Below are 18,510 nucleotides of genomic sequence, written 5' to 3' on the forward strand. Positions count from 1 at the left end.
AATATGAACAGAAAAGAACTTTTAGACAGCTTTTTAAAAAATGAAAAATCTGAAACAGTACCTGTAGCTTTCTGGCATCACTTTGTTTCATTCCACAATCATTACAATTATGATGACAGTAAAGTGTATGAAACAGTAGTAAATGAACAAAAGAAATACATAGATGAGGTAAAGCCGGATTTTGTAAAGATAATGTCAGACGGATTTTTCGGACACCCTTCTCTTTGTGAAAAAAATATACAGACAATAGAAGAAATTAAAGAAATTAAATCGGTAGGTAAGGATCATGATTGGATAAATAAGCAGGTGGAGTATGTAAAAGAGATTTGCGAATATGCAGGAGATGAGGTCTATAAGTATTATAATATTTTCTCTCCTCTTCAATATATAAGACTTCGTTTTGAGGAGTATGATGAAGATTTTACAAAATTTGTCAGACTTTTAAGAGAGGATACGGATGCGGTATGTGAAGCTGCAAAACGGATAGCGGATGATATAAAAATACTTGTAAAAAGGTTGTTTGAAGAAACCAAGGTAGACGGTGTATATTACAGTGTTCAGGCGGTGCAGGATAAAAGCATAAATCATGAATTTCATAAAAAGTATGTTGAAAGCCTTGATTTACTATTACTGGATTATATAAATGAGTTTACAAATAATATAATACTGCATATCTGCGGTTATGCTAAATATACCAATAATCTGGAATGGTATAAGGATTACCCTGTAAAAGCTTTTAACTGGGCGGTATTTACTGAGAATATTTCGCTTGAAGAAGGAAAAAAGATCTTTGGCGGAAAACCTGTGATAGGAGGCTTTGACAATGCAAAGGGAAGTATATTGTATACAGGAAGTGAAAATGACTTAAAAGAATATATTTATGATATTCTTGATAAAGCCGGTACAAAAGGTGTAGGATTGGGAGCCGACTGTACAATATCTGAGGATATAGATAAGTCAAGGCTTGAGTTAATAAGAAATATAGCAAGGGAATATGTAAAAACAAAGGCCGAATAAGTGAAGAGTAAAAAGATTAAGAGTTTTGTGGATAACTTTGCGGCTGTTATAGCGGATGTGCTTGATACAGATGTAATTATTGTGGATGATGACATGGATATTATAGGAAAGTCTTTGAAGTACTTTTCCGTGTATAATGATATAAAGATAGGTTCATTAATTGCGAAAGTTCTTAGTGAGAATGAGAAAATATATGTACAGGACAAATCCGATATAGACAGTTGCAGAAAATGTAAGGAATATAAAATTTGCAAGATGAGGGGATTTATAGGGGTGCCTATAAAATATGAAAACAAAATTATAGGTGTACTGGCACTTATATTGCAAAAATCCAAGGTAAAAAAGTTATTTGAAAAACTTGAATCAGCTTTGTTTTTTATGGAAAATATGGCGGATTTGATTGGTATACGCATAAATGAAATTAATGAGAGAAAATCTTTAAAAAATAGAATGCAAAAGATAGAATCAATACTTAATTTTACAAATGAAGCCTTAGTGTATACTGATCAATACGCAAATATAATATTTTTCAATAAAGCTTTTAGAAAACTCTTTGAAAAAAAGGACAGTATACTTTACAGACCCGGAAATTTAAAGGAAATATACAAAGATATTTTAAGCTTATATGCCGAGAATAAAAAAATTGAAAATATAAAACTGTCTTTAGAATATAATGAAAGGCTTTTTTATGGCAGGCTGAGTTTAGAACCTGTAAATTTGACTATAGAAGATAAGGGTTTTATATGTCGTTTTGATGAATACGAAAATTCTGAGAAAAAAGAAAAATTTTATTTAAGTGGTTCTTTAGTAACATTTACATGGCTTGCAAAATATATAAAGCAGGAAGTTTTGGATGAGGCAAAAATCCTTGCAGGAAAAACAGGGGATATTTTAATACACAGCAAGGATAATGCACTGAACGAACTTTTAGCAAAGGCTATCTTTAATTATTCTGAAAGAAGGCTTGAAGATATTAGAGTAATATATATGCAAAACATCTATAGGGATTTACTTGATGAGTTTTTTATAAGTGAGTATGGAATATTAAAGATGACACAAAAAGGGGCTTTTGTAATAGTACAACCTGAGGGAATGAATTTGCATATTCAGGACAGATTTGCGGATTTTATAAAAGAAAATGACAGGGCATTTAAAGAAAGGGTAAGACTTATATTTTGTACCTCGGAAAATTTATATGATCTCAGTGAAAACGGTTTGTTCAGCAAAAAATTATATCAATATCTGTCCGATATCTCACAAATAGGCATAGACAATATAGATGATGAATATGAACTTTTTGACGGGTTTATAAAAAATGCAGTGAAATATTATTCAGGCATTTATAAGAATAAGGGCTTTTCTTTATCAAAAAATACAATTACAGATTTATGGGAAATAAAAGAAAACTACAGTCTTACAGAATTGGATACTTTGATAGAGAGTATGGTAAGGTCAAATTCAAGTGAATATAAAAAGTTTGTCAAAAAAAAGTCTGTTATGGAGATGTCTGTAAGCGAATTTGAGGAAAAGTATCTGCAAAAGCTGATAAAACAGGGGAAAACTCAAAAAGAAATATATGAAATTATGGGAATGTCACGTTCAACCTTATACAGAAGATTAAAAAAGATGGAGGGGAAAAATACAAGCTATGGAAAAAAACAGTGATAAGTATAATTCCTATTTACAAATATTAAAGGAAGAATTAAAGCCGGCCATGGGCTGTACAGAGCCTATTGCTTTAGCCTATGCGGCGGCATTGGCCGGAAAATATTTGGAAACTCTACCTGAAAAATTGGAGGTAAAGGTCAGCACAAGTATAATTAAAAATGTTAAATCTGTTGTGATACCTAATACAGGCATGCTAAAGGGTATAGAAGCTGCAATCTGTGCAGGTGTAATAGGAGGAGATCCGGATAAAGAATTGGAAGTAATAGCCTATATGCCTAAAGAAAAGTCGGATGAAATACAAAAATATTCAAAGACTGTCTGTATTGAGGTGGAACATCTAAAAGGAGGGGCAACATTTGAAATAATACTTTTTGCTTATGCAAAAGGTTCATGTGTTAAGGTACATATACTGGATAAGCATACAAATGTTGTGTCTATAGAAAAGGACGGGAAAATACTAAAAAAAGACTTGGCATATACGGATTCTTCTGAGAAAAACACTGATAGAAGTATATTAAATATGAAAGATATTTGGGACTTTGCCCAAAGTGTGGATTTAGAGGATGTAAGGGAAATTATAAAAGCTCAGATAGATTGCAATATGAATATATCCATAGAGGGTATGAAAAATAACTACGGAGCAAACATAGGGAAGGTTTTGCTGGAGAGTGATGTAAACAGTGTTAAAACCAGAGCAAAGGCAATGGCAGCTGCCGGTTCGGATGCAAGGATGAATGGCTGTGAACTGCCTGTAATTATAAATTCCGGAAGTGGAAATCAGGGTATAACGGTTTCGGTTCCTGTAATAGTTTATGCAAAAGAACTTGGTGTAGATGAAGAGAAACTCTACAGGGCATTGGTACTTTCCAATTTAACCGCAATACATCAAAAGACAGGTATAGGCACACTCTCAGCTTACTGCGGAGTGGTAAGTGCAGGTGCAGGAAGTGGAGCCGGAATAGCATATTTATGCGGAGGAGGCTTTGAAGAAGTGGAGCACACAGTTGTAAATGCTGTGGCAATACTTTCCGGGATGATATGTGACGGTGCAAAATCTTCCTGTGCTGCAAAGATTGCTGCGGCGGTGGATGCCGGCATCTTCGGTTATACTATGTATAAATCCGGGCAGCAGTTTTATTCAGGAGACGGAATTGTTGCAAACGGGATAGAGCCTACTATAAAGAATGTTGGAAGACTTGGCAGAGAGGGAATGAAGGCGACCAATGATGAAATTATAGATATGATGATCGGTAAGGAGTAAATGGAAGTTCTTTATGGATGATTAAAACAGATAAAGTTATTTTTTGTCTTTATTTTTATAAAGTATAAAAACATGTTAAAGTTCAAGCAGGTGATTTATCAAGATAGTAATAAAAAAGGGACTGTATAGTCTCTTTTTTATTATAAAATCGTAACAAATGTGTGCATGAGTTTAAGCATCTAAAGTACTCATTAAATACTTTACCATATCAAATAGTCAATATATAACTTCATTATTCTTTGCAGATTCAATAGCCTTATATGCAGTTTCATTTTGCTTTAAAAAGTTCTGATGCCTGTTCTTTCAGCTCACTATCCATTCTCAATGTAAGATTTGCGTTTGATATATTTGCACCTTGTATAATAATTTTTTTATAGCAAACTGCAAATAAAGAGTGCAAGTGCAGGGCATACAATACAGCTATGAAGGGTTTAATTACTGTACACAGGTATTATATTTTTGTTGCATTGATTATGAAGGTAACAGAATATAAAGTGGATTTATAAAACACAAAAAGCTGTAAAAACTTAAGTTGAATATTACAGCTTCTTGTGTATACTAAAAGCAGTAGAAGAAATGTGAAGTCAAAGGAATATGGCAAATATTTTACCTGCATCTGATTTGATAAATTATAATGAAGTTTAAAAAAGCTGTCAGAAAAGAGAACCTGTATATTTGACCAAGAACGGCATAAGATGTTTTGTAATTATGGATATTGAAGATTATACTGCAAAGACGATAAAAGAAATTTTTGGTGAATTTGAAAAGTGTGAATAATACTAAAATTACAAACTGAATGTTATTACAAATTGTTTGTGATATACATTGAATTTAGGGCTATGTAATAAGGAGATAGTGTAGACAATAAAAAGATTTTACCTACACTGCGTATAAAAAGATTCAACAAAAGAAGTAGTAAAAAATTTACAGTGCAAATAAGTAATGGCGATTGGAGGTAGAGTATGAAATGTCCTTATTGTGGTAAGGATATGGAAGAGGGGAGAATTCCTACAGATAGATACAATTTAAAGTGGGAACCAATGGATGGAGGTATTATTCAAAGTGTTTTTAATATAGGGAAGAAAAATGTAGAATTGACTTCATTTTTAGATAATAAACAATGTGTAGCTTATTTATGTAGAGATTGTAAAAAAATTGTTATAGATGTTGGATAAAGGGTAAGGTACTTGTATATTTTATTGGCTATTTAAAATATTGATGAGGATTATAGATGTCTCCACAAATAAACAATAAATTTATATACTTGGATAAAAAGGAAGTATGTGCTAGAATAGAATAGTCTTAAGAATCCAATATTGGTGTGATTAATTATGCATTCATTCATACTTTAATCTGCATATATATTCTAAAATTTACAATTTTGAGACGGCCCTTGTAAATAAAGGTTTTGAAGCACCTCGAGTAATATATGTTACGAGATTTTGGGCGAAAAACGATTGTTAAATTTTAGGCACGCTAAAGCCCCTTGGAAGCCTTATAGAATAAGGGCTAAAAGGGGGTAGGGTTGAAAGATGATAACCCCGATAAGGGGACGGAAACTTTATATGATGCTTTATTCTATTCAACAGAAGTTAGTGAGTTGAAAGATGATAACCCCGATAAGGGGACGGAAACTATAGATTTACCAGATGATGTGGTTGAGAAAATTATAGAATTGTTGAAAGATGATAACCCCGATAAGGGGACGGAAACAAGCAAATAGCTCATATTTAGATAGATTTAAACAATGTTGAAAGATGATAACCCCGATAAGGGGACGGAAACAGCAACAGAGCAGTATAAAAAGACTGGTGATAAGAAATTCTCTAATAGAGTTGAAAGATGATAACCCCGATAAGGGGACGGAAACCATTCTCTAACTTGTAGAGTTCTGCTGCACTTGGGTAATTGTTGAAAGATGATAACCCCGATAAGGGGACGGAAACCCAATTACCGCACATACAGCAGTCGCCTTAGCAACCGTTGAAAGATGATAACCCCGATAAGGGGACGGAAACAGGTTGCAAATGGTGATTTAAAACATCAAATAGATGGAACGTTGAAAGATGATAACCCCGATAAGGGGACGGAAACTAAAATCCAGTACCTGAAATATTATCTTGATTATAAGAGTTGAAAGATGATAACCCCGATAAGGGGACGGAAACGATGTTGCTTTAGCTTTAGTTATGATTGAATTTCCAGTTGAAAGATGATAACCCCGATAAGGGGACGGAAACAGGTTGCAAATGGTGATTTAAAACATCAAATAGATGGAACGTTGAAAGATGATAACCCCGATAAGGGGACGGAAACATAGGATAAGCCATATTTATTACCTGTGTAGAATTATTAACTGTTGAAAGATGATAACCCCGATAAGGGGACGGAAACAGAATTTCCAAATTATACAATTAAAAGATTCATCAGTTAAAGAGTTGAAAGATGATAACCCCGATAAGGGGACGGAAACAATCAAAGTTGCCTACTGTATTAGCATTTATATAATTGTTGAAAGATGATACCCCCGATAAGGGGACGGAAACTTTGTATACTCAAACATTGCATAGTAGCCGATTGTAGTTGAAAGATGATACCCCCGATAAGGGGACGAAATTCACTTATTTACTGAAGGGCTATGGGAGAAAACAGCATAAGAAAAAAGTGAAAATTTGATTAGAGAGAATAGATGCCTCAATTAGGCAAAAAAAATCCTGACAAGCCACAGAGTTAAAAAACTTGTACTTGTCAGGATATTTCTATTTTTAGAGGGATTAAAATTATTATTTAATAGCAATCCCTTATTACAATATTTTATGCTACCCCCCATCCCCCACCGCTATAGCAGGTTTGTCTACATAAAAGCCCTCGGAGCTATGCGCTTTAGCATATCAAGCATCTTATCATCGGGAGTGATAAGCAAAAGAATATTCTCTCCGTTTTGTGGAAGAAAAAGGGAGTAGGAAGTATTCAAATCTCCGGTGGAGCAGTCAATTTTTTTTACATTTCTTTTCCCGTTCATCTTGGGGGATGAAGCGGGGAAGGCGGTTTCCAAAGTCTTTATATCTATATTCAGAAGATTTTTTCTTTTGGTTTTATTGTATATGGCATCAATTGTTAAATCGGCATTTAATAAAGAATATTCATATTCCACCGATATTTTTGGATATACAAAGTAATAAAATACAAAGCCAAGTCCTACAGAAAGAATTATTGCAAATTGTATATAGATTGAGAGTACAAGAAAGAATACTATTGCAATGATATTGACAGCTGAAAGCATAATTGCATTTGTATCGGGTTTTATTTTTTTTACAAGTAATTCATAAAAAGTATCATTCATTGTTTTTCACCTTTAAAAAATTAGTAATCAATATGGCTATATTAAATATATTTGCACCTTCAAAGGTCTTTATATCAATGCCATATTTTTTTTCGATTTGTTCTATTCTATAGACCAAAGTATTCCTATGCATATGCATATACCTTGAAGTTTCTGCAATACTAAGATTATGACGAATGAAGGTATTTACAAGCTGTATACTTTCATCATCTATCTCTTCTCCTATATTATTTTTAAGAAATTTCTCACATACCGCTTTAGGTATATTATAAATCAACTCACCTGCACCCAAATCACCGGGACCTGTTATTTTTTTGTCCGAATAAAAAATCCGGTTTATATTTAAGGCGGTACTCAGCTCCTTATATTCCTTTGTTAAAAGTGATATATCTGTAAATATATCGCTGTAGGCAATATATGCACCCGTCATTCCTTCGGTTTCTATAACATCTATCAAAGGATGTGATATATTGTCCTCACCCGGATATAAAAAGCATATATGGGTGGAGTCCGTCATACAAAGGTATTCCGAACTTTTACCGGGATATAGGGAAGTAATTATTTTTACAGTATTTTCATCAAGCCCGGCAGGAGCATAGATAAGATACAGACGCATCTTGGTACCGGGCTTTATGCCAAGTGACTTTATGGCATCTGCCTGCTCCTTATATGAGTAAACTCCGCCAAGTATATTTAAAAGAAGATTGGAATTTGAATATTTTTCCCTATAGGCAGCGGAAATTTTTTTTAATTCCGCAATATCGACTTCATCTTCATTTTCAATACTCAGCTTTACACCGGTAAGTTTATATATTTTATTTAATTCATTTTTTATATCAGTATTCATATCTACATTATAGCTTTAAATAATGTTACGGTCAAAAGCATTTTGATAAAGGGTGATTACAGACCGGGATTAAATAAAATAAAGGGGGAAATACCCCCTTATATATAATGATTTCGGCATCAAAACTTTAAATGTTTTGTAATCACAAAATTAGTTTGTAATTGTAAGCTCTGTTTCCTTATCAAAGATATGAACCTTTTCCATATCAAGCGCAAACTTTGCGTGGTCGCCTGTTCTTAAGTTTGTTCTTGGATTTACTCTTGCTGTCATCTGGAAGCCTTCTACATCAAAGTATAAGAATACTTCCGCACCTAAGAGCTCATAAACCTTGATATCCGACTCGATAACACTGTCAGGAGAGCTGTTTATAAAGAGCTCTGAATCATGCATATCCTCAGGACGAATACCGAGCACTACAGTCTTACCGTTGAAGGAACCGTCTTTGAACTTGGCAAGCTTTGAGATAGGAAGCTTAAGAGTATTGGCTCCAACCTTTAAGAATACATCACCACCTTTATTCTCAACAACAGCATCCATAAAGTTCATCTGTGGTGAACCGATAAATCCTGCAACGAAGAGATTGCAAGGAGCATTGTAAAGATTTGCAGGAGAATCAACCTGCTGTACGATACCGTCCTTCATAACAACGATTCTGGTACCGAGTGTCATAGCCTCTGTCTGGTCATGAGTAACATAGATGATGGTAGCACCGAGTCTTTGATGAAGTTTTGAAATCTCGATACGCATCTGCACTCTAAGCTTTGCATCAAGGTTTGAAAGAGGCTCGTCCATAAGGAATACCTTAGGATTACGAACGATAGCACGTCCCATTGCAACTCTCTGTCTTTGACCACCTGAAAGAGCCTTAGGCTTTCTGTCAAGGAGTTTCTCAAGATCAAGGATTCTTGCAGCCTCACGAACAAGTCTGTCTATCTCATCCTTCGGTCTTTTACGAAGCTTAAGACCGAATGCCATATTGTCATATACCGACATATGAGGATAAAGAGCATAGTTCTGGAAAACCATGGCGATATCTCTGTCCTTAGGTTCCACATCGTTAACTACCTTGCCGTCGATTTCAAGTGTACCGCCTGAGATATCCTCAAGACCGGCAATCATACGAAGTGTTGTAGACTTACCGCAACCTGAAGGTCCTACGAAGATGATAAATTCCTTATCAGCGATCTCAAGGTTAAAATCCTGAACAGCCTTAAATCCGTTTGGATAAACTTTTTCAATGTTCTTTAATGATAAACTAGCCATATTGCCTCCTAAAATATATACGAAAATTTATGCTTTAAGTATATAAAATAAAGTGTAGGCTTTCAATCGCATGCATGACCAAAAATACATACCTTCTTTCGTCAAAATAACGAAGTGAGAAAGTACCATATATGATTTACATAAAATAGGTATTGTGCTATGCTAAGAAAAATATATCGACCGTAAAAAAACTTAATATGATAAAGGAAGTATACGATAGATGTAAATAATATAGCGAGGTAAGAAAATGAAAAAGGCGTGGTGGAAAGAAGCGGTAGTTTATCAAATTTATCCAAGAAGCTTTTGTGACAGCAATGGTGACGGTATAGGTGATTTAAACGGAATTACAAGTAAGCTGGATTATTTAAAAGAGCTTGGAATAGATGTAATATGGCTTTCCCCGGTATATAAGTCTCCAAATGATGATAATGGCTATGATATCAGTGACTATGAAGATATAATGACTGAGTTCGGCACTATGGAAGACTTTGATAAGATGCTGGATGCGGCACATGATAGAGGTATAAAGATAGTGATGGATTTGGTGGTAAATCATACCTCGGATGAGCATCCATGGTTTGTTGAAAGCCGCAGTTCAAAGGATAATGAAAAAAGAGATTATTATATCTGGAAGGAAGGCAAGGACGGTAAGGAGCCTACCAACTGGGGTTCGGCATTCTCAGGTCCGGCATGGAAATATGATGAACATACAGATATGTACTATCTTCACCTTTTCTCAGTAAAGCAGCCGGATTTGAACTGGGAAAATCCAAAGGTCAGAAATGAAGTCTATGATATGATGACAAGATGGTGTGAAAAGGGTATTGACGGATTCAGAATGGATGTTATAAGCCTTATTTCAAAGCCGGTGGGATATCCTGACGCAAAGGTGGTGGGACTTTACGGTGATATGGGTATATGTGCAAACGGTCCTAAGGTGCATGATTACCTTAAAGAGATGAATGAAAGAGTACTTTCAAAGTTTGATATTATGACTGTAGGTGAGACTGCGGGAGTTACTTTGGAAGAGGCAAAAAAATATGCAAATACGGACGGCAGTGAGCTTAACATGGTGTTCCAGTTTGAGCATACCGACCTTGATGGCGGTGAGAGATTTAAATGGGATACAAAGCCTATGCCGCTTGTTCCTTTAAAAGAAAATTTAAGCAAATGGCAGAAGGGACTTGAAGATGTGGCTTGGAACAGTCTGTATTTTTGTAATCACGACCAGCCAAGAATTGTATCAAGACTTGGTGATGAGAGTGATGCCTACAGAGAACTTTCAGCAAAATGTATTGCTACATGTTTGCATATGATGCAGGGTACACCTTATATATATCAGGGCGAAGAGCTTGGAATGACAAATACGGTATTTAACTCGTTGGATGATTTTAGAGATTTGGAGTCAATAAATGCCTACAGAGAGCTTATAGAGAGCGGTCTTTTTACCAAAGATGATATGTTCCCTAAGATTGCACATAAGAGCAGGGACAATGCAAGAACTCCTATGCCTTGGGATGCAAGTGAGAATGCAGGATTTACTACAGGTACACCATGGCTTGCACTTAATCCGAATTATAAAAAGATAAATGTTGCAGACCAGCTAAGAAGAGAGGATTCCGTATTCCATTATTATCAAAAGCTTATCAGACTCAGAAAAGAAAATGAAATAATAGTATATGGAAAATATGAGCTTTTACTTCCTGAGGATGAAAATATCTTTGCATATACCAGAACATTGGGTGATAAGAAGCTTATTACAGTATGTAATTTCAGCAAAAGCGAGCAAAAGTTTGACTTTACAGGCTATGAAAATGCAAAAGTTCTTATATCAAATTATGGTGGAGATATAAGGGATGGCGGTATATTAAAGCCTTATGCGGCTGTTGTGCTGTTACTTGATAAGAGTTAAAAAATATGATAAAATATTGACTAATATTATTAAGATACTCAATGGAGGAGATTATAATGAAAAAAAGATTTTTAAGCGTTGCAGCAGGAGTTTTAGCTGTATCCGCTATGTTGGCAGGTTGTGGCGGTTCAGGTGCCACAAAAAATGAAAGTAGTGCAGACAATCAGAGCAGTGCGGCTGAGAGCAAGACTGATACACCGGCAGCAAGCGGTGATGCACTCAGACTTATCAACGGTAAGATTGAGATTGACGAGCAGTTAAAGAAAGTGGCTGCAAAGTACAAAGAGAAGACCGGACAGGAAGTTGTTATCGAGTCTCTTGGCGGCGGTGTTAATATTCAAGGTCAGATAAAGAGCTATAAGGCTGCCGACAATATGCCTGATATCTTCGTTATAGGTGGTGACGGTGACTATGCAAACTGGACAGATGCTGTTGCGGACCTTAGCGATACAGAGTTTGCAAAGAATACAGACTTTGCTTATAAGGATAAGGCATCAGGAAAAGTAGTTGGTTTCCCATATGCGGTTGAGGGATACGGTATCACATACAATGCGGATATCTTGGAGAAGGCAGGTATTGATCCTGCAAGCCTTACAAATTATGAGGCTTTCAAGGCTGCTTTTGAGAAGCTTGACGGTATGAAGGATGAGCTTGGTATTCAGGCTGTAGCATCAGTAGCTGCCGAGTCGGGACAGATGTATTGGTCAACAGGTAACCACTTATTCGGTTACTACTATACAGGCGGTCTTGACAGAGGTGATACAAAGTATTTTGATATGGCAATGAAAGGTGAGCTTGATGATAAGAGACTTGGCGAGTTTGCAGATATGACAGAGCTTCTTTTCAAGTATGCAGATCCACAGGTTCTTATTTCAGGAACATATGATGATCAGCTTGCACTTTGGGCACAGGGTAAGACAGCATTTGTTACACAGGGTAACTGGATTGATCCTTCACTTCCAACATACAATGTAACATTTAAGACAGGTCTTTTGCCGCTTGCTTTCACAAAGGATAATATGACAAAGATTCTTGCAGACTGCCCATCATGGTGGTGTGTATATAAGGACGGCAAGAATGTAGACGGTGCTAAGGCTTTCCTTGATTACCTTGCTACAGATGCAGAGGCACAGGAAATTCTTGTAAAAGAGGCAGGTATGATTTCTCCATACAAGAGCAGCACAATCGAGCCGGGAACACCTCTTGCATTAAGCTTAAAGAAGTATGTAGATGCAGGTGAGACATCTTCATGGTCATGGTCAAATATGCCTGAGGGACTTGCACAGAATGCACTTGGTCTTGTATTCGAGTCTTTTGCAAAGGGCGACATCACAAAGGAACAGTTTGTAACTATGATGAAGAGCACAATGGCTGAGTATATAGCACAAAATAAAAAATAATTAATATTTTAAAATGCTTCGCAAATTTGATAACAGCTTGGTCTTTTAAGAAAGATTCGGTGTTTAGACCTTTATAAGACCGAGCTGTCAAGTGTGTATATTGCCAAGGCATTTGGATGCTTTGCGATATTTATCGCAAAACAGATTTTTCTGTTTTAAGAAATTTTGAATGGCGACTTTTTAAAGTCGTCATTTTTTTATATAAGAAGGGGTGGCAGAGTAAATATATTGTCTTGTGGAAATGTCGCTCTAAACTCGGGCAGAAAACTGCCTGATTATTAAAAAATGAATCTTTGAAAGGAGTGAAAAGTGGATACAAAGAATGCAAAAATGCTTACTTTGCTTATGCTGGCTTTGGGAGCGGTATTGACTATTTATGCATTGATTTTGGATTTTACAAAAGCCACAGGTGAACTTAGAGGATATATACTTATTTTGGGCTTGATTCTGCTTATACTCGGTGTATTTAAATTCCCGCATAAAAAGCATACCAAAATCGTAAATATGGTATTTTTATTCCCTATGGTATTTACTTTTGCCGTAACTGTTATTATTCCGTTTATTTTGGGAGTTATATATTCATTTACAGACTGGAACGGAGTTCAGGTTACAAAATTTGTAGGACTTGGCAATTATATTACTATGTTTAAGCAGTCAGATTATGTATATTCATTTGTTATTACATTGATATATACAGTTATAAATATGATTCTGGTAAATATAGTAGGATTTATTCTGGCACTTGTATGTTCATCAAAAATCAAGGGTACTTCATTTTTCCGTTCGGCTTATTTTTTGCCGAATCTTATAGGTGGATTGGTACTTGGATATGTATGGCAGTTTATCTTTAATAAAGTATTTACAAGTATATTTGTCGGTTCGGTATCTATGCTGACCAATGCGAATCTTGCTTTACTTGCTATTTTGATAGTAAACACCTGGCAATATGCCGGATATATTATGCTTATTTATCTTACAGGTCTTCAAACTGTACCTAAGGATGTATTGGAGGCTGCGGGAGTGGACGGTGCTTCCGCACTTACAACACTTTTTAAGATAAAGATGCCTATGATTGCAAATACATTTACAGTATGTATATTCCTGACATTGGTAAACTCTTTTAAGCAGTTTGACTTAAACCTTGCAATAACAAACGGTGCGCCCAGCCGTATAATGGGAACGAAAATCATACAGGCTACAGAACTTTTGGCATTAAATATATATAATACCGCAATCGGAAAAAACAACTATGCTTTGGGACAGACCAAGGCGGTTGTATTCTTCATAATACTTGCAATTGTATCATTGACACAGGTTGCAATCAGTAAGAAGAGGGAGGTAGAGCTGTAATGAAAGCACAAAAGTTTAGAAATTTGATAGGCAGTATTATCGGCTTTATTATCGCATTTTTTATACTATGCCCGTTCTTTCTGGTGGTTATAAACTCTGCCAAGACCAGTGCAGATATAGTAATAAGCCCTATAAGTCTTCCAAAAAACTGGGGGCAGATGTTTGGCAACTTTAAGGGTGTTATAAATAATGTCAACTTCAGTTATTGGAGTTCATTTAAAAGTTCACTTATAATTACAGTGGTTTCACTTATACTTTTGACATTGTTTTCATCTATGGCTGCATGGGTACTCAGTCGTCATCACAAAGAGGGCTGGTCAAACTTTATCTTTATGATGTTTGTAGCGGCTATGGTTATACCTTTCCAGGTAGTTATGCTTCCTATACTTACAGTATTTAAGAATATAGGAAACTTCACAGGAATACAGATGCTCTCAAGCTATAAGGGTGTTGTATTTGCATATCTGGGATTTGGAGGTTCCATGTCAATCTTCGTTTTGCATGGATTTATAAAGGGTATACCTAAGGAGCTTGAAGAGGCGGCATGGATTGACGGCTGTTCTCCTGAGGGTACTTTCTTTAGAATAATTATGCCTCTGCTTCGTCCCGTACAGATGACTGTTTTGATACTTAACGGTTTGTGGATATGGAATGATTACCTTCTTCCATCTATAATGCTTGGACTTAACGGCAGGATAAAGACTTTGCCTATTGCGGTAAGCAGCTTTGTAGGCTCTTATGTAAAGCAATGGGATTTGATTCTTAGTGCGGCATTCCTGGCTATGATTCCGATAGTAATATTATTCCTTGTGGCTCAAAAGCAGATTATTCAGGGAATGGTAGACGGTGCTATTAAATAATGGACTTAAAGATTGGGGGCTTTTATAACTCTTAACAGACTTTAAGTTTAAATATAAGCCATGCAACAATGAGTTTGCGTGGCTTATAAAATAAGTCCAGCTAATAAATGTCAATAGTTAAATGAGATAAAATTTATTTTGTTTTCTGACTAAAAAAGGGCGGACTTTCCCCTTGGTGAAAATATCGTTTTTTGAAAGATATTGATTCATTGGGGTCATAGTATTTTATGCAGCTATGTCGCATTTAGCAGCATTGTATTGTTTGATATGCTCCTGAGGAGCAATGATTTTAAATGGTTTGTTGTCTCTGAGTATTGCAAATATCATGTTGCATACTTTATGTGAAACAGCCCCCATTGCTACGAGCTTTGGTTTTGAGTCACATTTCTTGAGGTAGTATTCACGAAGAACTGGATTTTTAGCTTCTCCATTACGGAAGATACTGATGCTTTGTAAGGTTAACATGTGAATAACACGTCTAGCTATGGCAGAACCACGCTTAGACATTTGAACCTTGGTACCTTCAAATTTTCCGGATTGTTTTACTGCCGGATCAAGACCGAAATAAGCGAAAAGTTGTTTTGGTTTTGAAAATGCTGAAAAGTCACCAATTTCACCCATGATGGATACAGCAGACAAGAAACCAGCACCTTTGAATGTTTCAATCAAATGAATCTGCTTGACAAAGTCAGCATCTTCATTAGCATCAACAAGCTCGTGGAGTGATTCAAGAATGCTGTTGATTTCTTCATCATATTTACGTATGAAGCTGATATAAAGGCGAATACGCTTGATGTTGCTGTCTATAATGTATCCAAACTGATTTGCATCAGTTGCCGCCTGAATTATGGCATTATACTTATTTTGAGCATATGTAAGCCCAAATCGAGCTGTTGATTTGATGATATCAATAATCTCTTGCTTGTCTGCTTCAAGAAAAGCTGATGGAGATGTATAAGTTTCCAACAATGTAAGAGAAGTGTTGATAGTAACCTTGGAAAAGATGCCAAGATACTGAGGAAACGCCATGCGTAATTCACCTTGAAGTTTATTCACATAGGCACTGCGATTATCCATTAAATCGTAGTATTCACGGCACAGATTACGGCAGTTTAGAGCAAGGTCTGATGGCATAAGTGAAACCTTTAAATCAGATTTCAAGCCAACTAAAGCAGCTTTTTTAGAATCAAAACGATCATTATGTACTTTTCGTATGTTGATGTTTGTGCTATTCTTAGTGATGATAGGATTAATAACCGAGCAGTTAAAACCCTTATCACGAAGATAGCAGAAGAGTGGGTAATGATAAATTCCCGTGGATTCGAGGAAAATGCGACTTTCCAAAGAATACAACTCTTCTGCTTCTTTTATTTTAGAAACAGCGGTTGTAAGGGAATCAATACTGTTATGTAGGATTTTGTAAGGTTTTCCTACGAATTGTTGGTTTGGAAGTGCTATAGACATCCAAGAGAAGTCAGCACCGACATCAATACCAACAGAGATGAATAGTTCATCAAGATTAAAAATAACTTTGTTTGACATGAGCAATAGCCCCTTTCTGATAGGAATCCATTTCCAATCCGGCAGGTACACAACCTAGCGTGTTATTCGGGTATGGCCTTCAGGTTCCCAACCAGCTAAAACATAAAACCCTGTCGAATGGACTAATTGACTTTCTTGCAGGTATAAGTCACAGAAGTGACCTTCCAAGGAGGTAAACATTCTTTGTCCTATCCTAAGAGATAATACCTTATGTTTTATCTGGTGTCTATCAGGAACCGTCAGACATGATAATTATTATGGATAACATCTGATGAAGGAAGAATCCCTTCTTTTGTTATCTGATTTATAGAAACTTATTAACCAAGTAGTCTTGATTGACTACATCATTATTATACTAGGAGGAAATAATGAGAAAAAGTGGAATATTACTACATATAAGCAGTCTTCCGGGAAAATACGGAATAGGAAGCTTTGGAAAAGAGGCATACCGCTTTGTAGATAAATTAAAGGAAGCAAAGCAATCCTTCTGGCAGATATTGCCGCTTGGTCCTACAGGATATGGTGATTCACCATATCAGTCATTTTCTACTTTTGCCGGTAATCCGTATTTTATAGATTTGGAAACATTGATTGAAGAAGGACTTTTAACAAAAAGTGAATGTGAAAGTATAGACTTCGGTACAAATTTAAAAAAGGTTGATTACAAGAAACTCTACGACGGCAGATTTGAACTTTTGCATAAGGCATATGAGAGAGCCAAAGTATATGAGGACGATAATTTTGCAGATTTTGTATATGAAAACTCCAAATGGCTTTGGGACTATGCTCTTTTTATGGCGTTAAAGGATTATTTTAACGGAGAACCCTTTAATACTTGGCCAAAGGATATCAGAGAAAGATATGATTATGCCATAAATTACTATAGAGAAGAACTTTATTTTGATATTGAGTTTTATCAATTCTTACAATATAAGTTTGATATACAGTGGAAAAAATTGAAGGCGTATGCAAATGAGAACGGTGTTGAAATAATCGGAGATATTCCGATATATGTGGCGATGGACAGTGCCGATACCTGGGCGCATCCTGAACTTTTCCAGATGGGTGAGGATGGAAAGGCTGTGGCTGTAGCGGGATGTCCGCCTGACGGCTTTGCACCGGATGGACAGCTGTGGGGAAATCCTTTGTATAATTGGGGATATCACAAAGATACAGGCTTTAAATGGTGGATAAAGAGATTAAAAAAGAATTTTGAAAAATATGATGTTATCCGTATAGACCATTTCAGAGGTTTTGATGAGTATTACTCCATACCTGCCGAGAATGAAACTGCGGCAGGAGGTCACTGGGAAAAGGGCCCCGGCATAGAGCTCTTTAATAAAATCAAAGAAACACTGGGTGATTGCAAGCTTATAGCAGAGGATTTAGGCTATGTAACCGACAGTGTAAGAAAACTTGTAAATGACAGCGGATATCCCGGAATGAAGGTTTTGGAGTTTGCATTTGATTCAAGAGATACCGGAAGTGCCAATGATTATCTTCCACATAATTATACAAAGAATACCGTGGTATACAGCGGAACTCATGACAATGAGACTGTGATGGGATGGCTTAATGATATTACTGAGGAAGAATTTGATATGGTACTGGCATACTTTAACCTAAAAAAGGATGCAAAGAATACCGAGATTTGTGACGCCATCATAAGAGGAGCCATGGGCAGTGTTTCAGATACCTGCATCATACCTATACAGGATTATTTGCACTATAACCACAAGTATAGAATGAACACCCCGTCAACCATAGGAAAGAACTGGATGTTCAGGCTTGTTGAGGGCGAGATAGATGAAGCGACTTGGAAGAATATCAAGTATTTGACTGAATTATATGGTCGAGGATAATTGGAAATAAATTTAGTGCTACTAATTATCATATAATAATGGTATAATAAGGACATAATATTTTAAGAGGTGAAGATTATGCCACAAATTATCCCAATTAAAGATTTAAAAAACACTTCAGAGATTTCAGATTTATGTCACAGTACATCAGAACCGGTTTATATTACCAAAAATGATTATTTTTA

General features: G+C 35.9%; 13 protein-coding genes, 2 pseudogenes and 1 CRISPR repeat array. Of the genes and pseudogenes, 11 read left to right on the top strand and 4 right to left on the bottom strand.

Translation table 11 applies throughout. From position 1 onward, the window contains the following. Positions 1-3 precede the first annotated feature (3 nt). From J4O15_RS04985 to J4O15_RS05000, 5 genes and pseudogenes are all read left to right on the top strand, one after another. Positions 4-1,017 carry a uroporphyrinogen decarboxylase family protein gene (locus tag J4O15_RS04985; protein ID WP_208099916.1) on the top strand — a complete coding sequence of 338 codons (1,014 nt, stop codon included), beginning with the start codon at positions 4-6 and terminating at the stop codon, positions 1,015-1,017. Continuing rightward, positions 1,018-2,682, top strand: a complete 1,665-nt coding sequence (locus J4O15_RS04990) for a GAF domain-containing protein (RefSeq protein WP_208099917.1) — start codon at positions 1,018-1,020, stop codon at positions 2,680-2,682. It begins immediately after the preceding gene. Further along, positions 2,666-3,946, top strand: a complete 1,281-nt coding sequence (locus tag J4O15_RS04995) for an L-cysteine desulfidase family protein (RefSeq protein ID WP_208099918.1) — start codon at positions 2,666-2,668, stop codon at positions 3,944-3,946. The genes J4O15_RS04990 and J4O15_RS04995 overlap by 17 nt, the downstream gene beginning before the upstream one ends. Before the next feature lie 594 nt (positions 3,947-4,540). Further along, positions 4,541-4,672: pseudogene (locus tag J4O15_RS16425) on the top strand (prevent-host-death protein); the annotation flags it as partial. 236 nt (positions 4,673-4,908) lie between these two features. After that, on the top strand, positions 4,909-5,121 hold the full coding sequence (locus tag J4O15_RS05000) for a PF20097 family protein (RefSeq protein ID WP_208099919.1): 213 nt from the start codon (positions 4,909-4,911) through the stop codon (positions 5,119-5,121). Between the two features lie 349 nt (positions 5,122-5,470). Further along, positions 5,471-6,564: direct repeats of the CRISPR family, unit length 36 nt; unit sequence GTTGAAAGATGATAACCCCGATAAGGGGACGGAAAC. A 236-nt stretch (positions 6,565-6,800) separates the two neighbouring features. Here J4O15_RS05000 and J4O15_RS05005 read toward each other — a convergent pair. The 3 genes from J4O15_RS05005 to J4O15_RS05015 form a co-directional block, all read right to left on the bottom strand. Next, positions 6,801-7,289 (bottom strand): hypothetical protein, encoded by a 489-nt coding sequence (locus J4O15_RS05005; protein WP_208099920.1) that lies wholly within the window; start codon positions 7,287-7,289, stop codon positions 6,801-6,803. After that, positions 7,282-8,136, bottom strand: coding sequence for a PucR family transcriptional regulator (locus J4O15_RS05010; protein WP_208099921.1), 855 nt, complete (start codon positions 8,134-8,136; stop codon positions 7,282-7,284). Before J4O15_RS05010 ends, J4O15_RS05005 begins: the two co-directional genes overlap by 8 nt. Positions 8,137-8,286: 150 nt before the next feature. Next, positions 8,287-9,399, bottom strand: coding sequence for an ABC transporter ATP-binding protein (locus J4O15_RS05015; protein ID WP_009219242.1), 1,113 nt, complete (start codon positions 9,397-9,399; stop codon positions 8,287-8,289). A gap of 247 nt (positions 9,400-9,646) precedes the next feature. On the opposite strand from J4O15_RS05015, the gene J4O15_RS05020 reads away from it, so the two are divergent. The 4 genes from J4O15_RS05020 to J4O15_RS05035 all read left to right on the top strand — a co-directional run bounded on the left by J4O15_RS05020 (position 9,647) and on the right by J4O15_RS05035 (position 14,921). Continuing rightward, positions 9,647-11,311, top strand: coding sequence for a glycoside hydrolase family 13 protein (locus J4O15_RS05020; RefSeq protein ID WP_208099922.1), 1,665 nt, complete (start codon positions 9,647-9,649; stop codon positions 11,309-11,311). A gap of 56 nt (positions 11,312-11,367) precedes the next feature. Continuing rightward, entirely contained in the window at positions 11,368-12,711 is a 1,344-nt protein-coding gene (locus J4O15_RS05025) for an ABC transporter substrate-binding protein (protein ID WP_208099923.1), read from the top strand. A 330-nt stretch (positions 12,712-13,041) separates the two neighbouring features. Continuing rightward, on the top strand, positions 13,042-14,061 hold the full coding sequence (locus tag J4O15_RS05030; RefSeq protein WP_208100270.1) for a carbohydrate ABC transporter permease: 1,020 nt from the start codon (positions 13,042-13,044) through the stop codon (positions 14,059-14,061). After that, positions 14,061-14,921 (top strand): carbohydrate ABC transporter permease, encoded by an 861-nt coding sequence (locus J4O15_RS05035; protein ID WP_208099924.1) that lies wholly within the window; start codon positions 14,061-14,063, stop codon positions 14,919-14,921. The genes J4O15_RS05030 and J4O15_RS05035 overlap by 1 nt, the downstream gene beginning before the upstream one ends. A 225-nt stretch (positions 14,922-15,146) precedes the next feature. Here the strand turns inward: J4O15_RS05035 and J4O15_RS05040 are convergent, their stop codons facing one another. After that, complete coding sequence (locus J4O15_RS05040; protein WP_208099440.1) at positions 15,147-16,463, bottom strand: IS110 family transposase; 1,317 nt, start codon at positions 16,461-16,463, stop codon at positions 15,147-15,149. A gap of 368 nt (positions 16,464-16,831) precedes the next feature. Here J4O15_RS05040 and malQ point away from each other — a divergent pair, with 368 nt between their 5' ends. After that, positions 16,832-18,325, top strand: a complete 1,494-nt coding sequence (gene malQ, locus J4O15_RS05045; RefSeq protein ID WP_208099925.1) for a 4-alpha-glucanotransferase — start codon at positions 16,832-16,834, stop codon at positions 18,323-18,325. A 78-nt stretch (positions 18,326-18,403) separates the two neighbouring features. Next, a pseudogene (locus tag J4O15_RS16430) lies at positions 18,404-18,505 on the top strand (type II toxin-antitoxin system Phd/YefM family antitoxin); the annotation flags it as partial. Between the last annotated feature and the right edge of the window lie 5 nt (positions 18,506-18,510).

This window comes from Lachnoanaerobaculum sp. Marseille-Q4761 (assembly GCF_017565785.1).
GTDB lineage: Bacteria > Bacillota > Clostridia > Lachnospirales > Lachnospiraceae > Lachnoanaerobaculum.

What these genes read in the sequence shown, in the direction of transcription:
- J4O15_RS04985 (WP_208099916.1), top strand. Translation starts at nt 4, where the DNA reads ATGAACAGAAAAGAACTTTTAGACAGCTTTTTAAAAAATGAAAAATCT.
- J4O15_RS04995 (WP_208099918.1), top strand. Translation starts at nt 2,666, where the DNA reads ATGGAAAAAAACAGTGATAAGTATAATTCCTATTTACAAATATTAAAG.
- J4O15_RS05000 (WP_208099919.1), top strand. Translation starts at nt 4,909, where the DNA reads ATGAAATGTCCTTATTGTGGTAAGGATATGGAAGAGGGGAGAATTCCT.
- J4O15_RS05005 (WP_208099920.1), bottom strand. Translation starts at nt 7,289, where the DNA reads ATGAATGATACTTTTTATGAATTACTTGTAAAAAAAATAAAACCCGAT.
- J4O15_RS05010 (WP_208099921.1), bottom strand. Translation starts at nt 8,136, where the DNA reads ATGAATACTGATATAAAAAATGAATTAAATAAAATATATAAACTTACC.
- J4O15_RS05015 (WP_009219242.1), bottom strand. Translation starts at nt 9,399, where the DNA reads ATGGCTAGTTTATCATTAAAGAACATTGAAAAAGTTTATCCAAACGGA.
- J4O15_RS05020 (WP_208099922.1), top strand. Translation starts at nt 9,647, where the DNA reads ATGAAAAAGGCGTGGTGGAAAGAAGCGGTAGTTTATCAAATTTATCCA.
- J4O15_RS05025 (WP_208099923.1), top strand. Translation starts at nt 11,368, where the DNA reads ATGAAAAAAAGATTTTTAAGCGTTGCAGCAGGAGTTTTAGCTGTATCC.
- J4O15_RS05030 (WP_208100270.1), top strand. Translation starts at nt 13,042, where the DNA reads ATGCTTACTTTGCTTATGCTGGCTTTGGGAGCGGTATTGACTATTTAT.
- J4O15_RS05035 (WP_208099924.1), top strand. Translation starts at nt 14,061, where the DNA reads ATGAAAGCACAAAAGTTTAGAAATTTGATAGGCAGTATTATCGGCTTT.
- J4O15_RS05040 (WP_208099440.1), bottom strand. Translation starts at nt 16,463, where the DNA reads ATGTCAAACAAAGTTATTTTTAATCTTGATGAACTATTCATCTCTGTT.
- malQ (WP_208099925.1), top strand. Translation starts at nt 16,832, where the DNA reads ATGAGAAAAAGTGGAATATTACTACATATAAGCAGTCTTCCGGGAAAA.